This is a genomic window from Microbacterium sp., from assembly GCF_036277215.1.
Classification (GTDB): Bacteria; Actinomycetota; Actinomycetes; order Actinomycetales; family Microbacteriaceae; genus Microbacterium.
In genome coordinates this window covers 1-2,107 of the sequence record NZ_DASUNI010000246.1, presented here as the reverse complement: position 1 = coordinate 2,107, position 2,107 = coordinate 1, and the positions used below count along the sequence as shown (strand labels likewise).

The following is a 2,107-nucleotide window of genomic DNA, read 5'->3' as shown; positions in this document are numbered from 1 at the left end:
AATGAGACGCCCTCCGCGAATGCGGAGGGCGTCTCATCTCGCGCTGTCAGTTCTGCGGCGTCTCGTCCCGCAGGCTGCGCAGGGAGCGGGTGATGTCGCGGGCGACTCCGTCGAGCGACGCCATCAGGTCGTCGATCACCGTAGCGGCCAGCTCCCCGCCGCGCGCGACGTGCGAGCGCAGATCGCTGCGAACCTGAGCGCGGAACTCGTTGATCGCGGCATCGGCGCGGTGCACCTGCTCACGGCTGGCCATGCGCGGGTCGTCTTCCTTGGGCGCCTCACTCGCGGTTTTCCGTTCCTCGCGAGTGGCAGCGGCGAGGTCGGCGCGGAGACTCTTCATCGCCTCGCGGACGCTTCCGCGCACCTCGTCGGCGATGAGGCGTACGGAGTCGGTCAGGCCGGCTTCGATCCCTTCGAGGTCTCCGGTGCGCGCCGTGACTTCGGCGCGGCCGGCCTCGGTGATCTCGTAGACGGTCTTGCGGCCGTCGACGGTCTTGGTGACCAGGCCTTCCTCCTCGAGCTTGGCGAGGCGGGGGTAGATCGTCCCGGCGCTGGGCGTGTACGTGCCACCGGTGCGATCGGACAGGGCCTGCATGATGTCGTATCCGTGCCGCGGCCCCTCATCGAGAAGGCTCAGCAGGTAGAGGCGCAGATCGCCGTGCGAGAAGACGGGTGCCATCACCACTCCTCCTCGGCGCCCGCAGCGGCATCCGTCGTTCCGTTCGCATCCGCGGACGCGCCCGCACGGCGCAGTACCGTGATGTCACCCGACACGGAGTTGGCGCGCACGTCCACGAACGAACCGCTGAGTTCGCCGACCGAGCCGCTGAAGTTGGTGGTCGGGCCGGTGCCCTTCCCCGAGCGGACGGTGCCGTCGACCTGAACCCGGCCGCTCACGCTGCGCACCACGTAGTTGGCCGGCCGGCCGTCGTCGAGGCGAACGGTGGCGTTCCCGCTGACGGTGTTGAGCCCGACCTGGTGCGCTTCTCCTGTGCTGTCGACGAGCATGGCGCCCGAGACGGTGTCGATCACGGCCTTGCGGACTGTGCCCGTCGCCGCGACATCGCCCGAGACGCTGTTGGCGCTGAGCGCGCCCTGCAGCCCCCGGATCTGGACGTCACCCGAGACGGCATTGACGGTGAGGTCGCCGGTGATGCCGTCGACGATGATGTCACCCGACACGGTGTTCAGGCGCGTGTCGTGACGGATGCCGGAGACCAGGGCGCTCGCGCTGACCACACCGAGATTCAGCGCGACCTCGCGGGGGACCGCGACGCTGATCTCGGCCTTCGGACCGCCCGCACCGAAGTTGCGGAACACTTCGAGGAAGTTGTCCCAGCGCAGCTGCGGGTGGTCGATCTCGACGACGTCGCCGGTGACCTCGATGCGCAGGTCCTTGATCGTGACGCCGTGCACTTCGATCCGAGCGCCCGGCTCGTCGTGGCCGATGACGTCGATCTGGCCTCCGACGAGGCCGACCTTCAGCTTCCGCACGGTCTCGATGTCGATGACGCGGGTTTCGCCCGGGTGGATGATCCACTTCTCGAGGGTCATTTCTTCTCTCCTGAATACCATTGCGGTTGGGGCCGGTTCGCGATATATCGCGATGAGACCAGACAACACGATATATCGCGTATGTGTCAAGACTCTGCGCCTGTGAGATCGCTCAGTACCGTTGACATTGACGCGGCGTCAACCTTTAGCGTGAGATTCATCGTGCCCATCAGAAGCAGCGAGAGGAGGATTCGATGGACAGGGATGAGTGGTCGATCCAGCAGATCGCTCGCATCGCGGGCACCACCAGCCGGACGCTCCGCCACTACGGCGACGTCGGGCTGCTGTCGCCTTCGCGTATCGGCGGCAACGGCTACCGGTATTACGGCCGCGACGCACTCGTCCGCCTGCAGCGGATCCTGCTGCTGCGCGACCTCGGCCTCGGCCTGATGCAGATCGGCGAGATCCTCGATCGAGAGGACTCGCAAGAAGACGCCCTCACCGGCCACCTCGCGTGGCTGAAGCAGGAGCAGCACCGGCTGGAACGGCAGATCGCGTCCGTTCAGCTCACCATCGATGCACTGAGAGGAGGTGAACGACTCATGGCAGAGGA

3 protein-coding genes are annotated in these 2,107 nt (G+C 66.7%); 1 reads left to right on the top strand and 2 read right to left on the bottom strand.

Going from position 1 to position 2,107, the window contains the following annotated elements; all coding sequences use genetic code 11:
• Positions 1-46: 46 nt before the first annotated feature.
• The gene (locus VFX99_RS12390; protein ID WP_329666599.1) at positions 47-679 is read right to left on the bottom strand and encodes a PadR family transcriptional regulator; all 633 of its coding nucleotides are present in this window, start codon (positions 677-679) and stop codon (positions 47-49) included.
• Complete coding sequence (locus tag VFX99_RS12385; protein ID WP_329666598.1) at positions 679-1,554, bottom strand: DUF4097 family beta strand repeat-containing protein; 876 nt, start codon at positions 1,552-1,554, stop codon at positions 679-681. The genes VFX99_RS12390 and VFX99_RS12385 overlap by 1 nt, the downstream gene beginning before the upstream one ends.
• Positions 1,555-1,748: 194 nt before the next feature.
• Between VFX99_RS12385 and VFX99_RS12380 the strand changes: the two genes are divergently transcribed.
• The coding region (locus VFX99_RS12380; RefSeq protein WP_329666597.1) for a MerR family transcriptional regulator at positions 1,749-2,107 on the top strand (359 nt) is incomplete at its 3' end.

Excerpts from the sequence above, each read along its gene's own strand:
- VFX99_RS12390 (WP_329666599.1), bottom strand. The coding sequence starts at position 679 with ATGGCACCCGTCTTCTCGCACGGCGATCTGCGCCTCTACCTGCTGAGC.
- VFX99_RS12385 (WP_329666598.1), bottom strand. The coding sequence starts at position 1,554 with ATGACCCTCGAGAAGTGGATCATCCACCCGGGCGAAACCCGCGTCATC.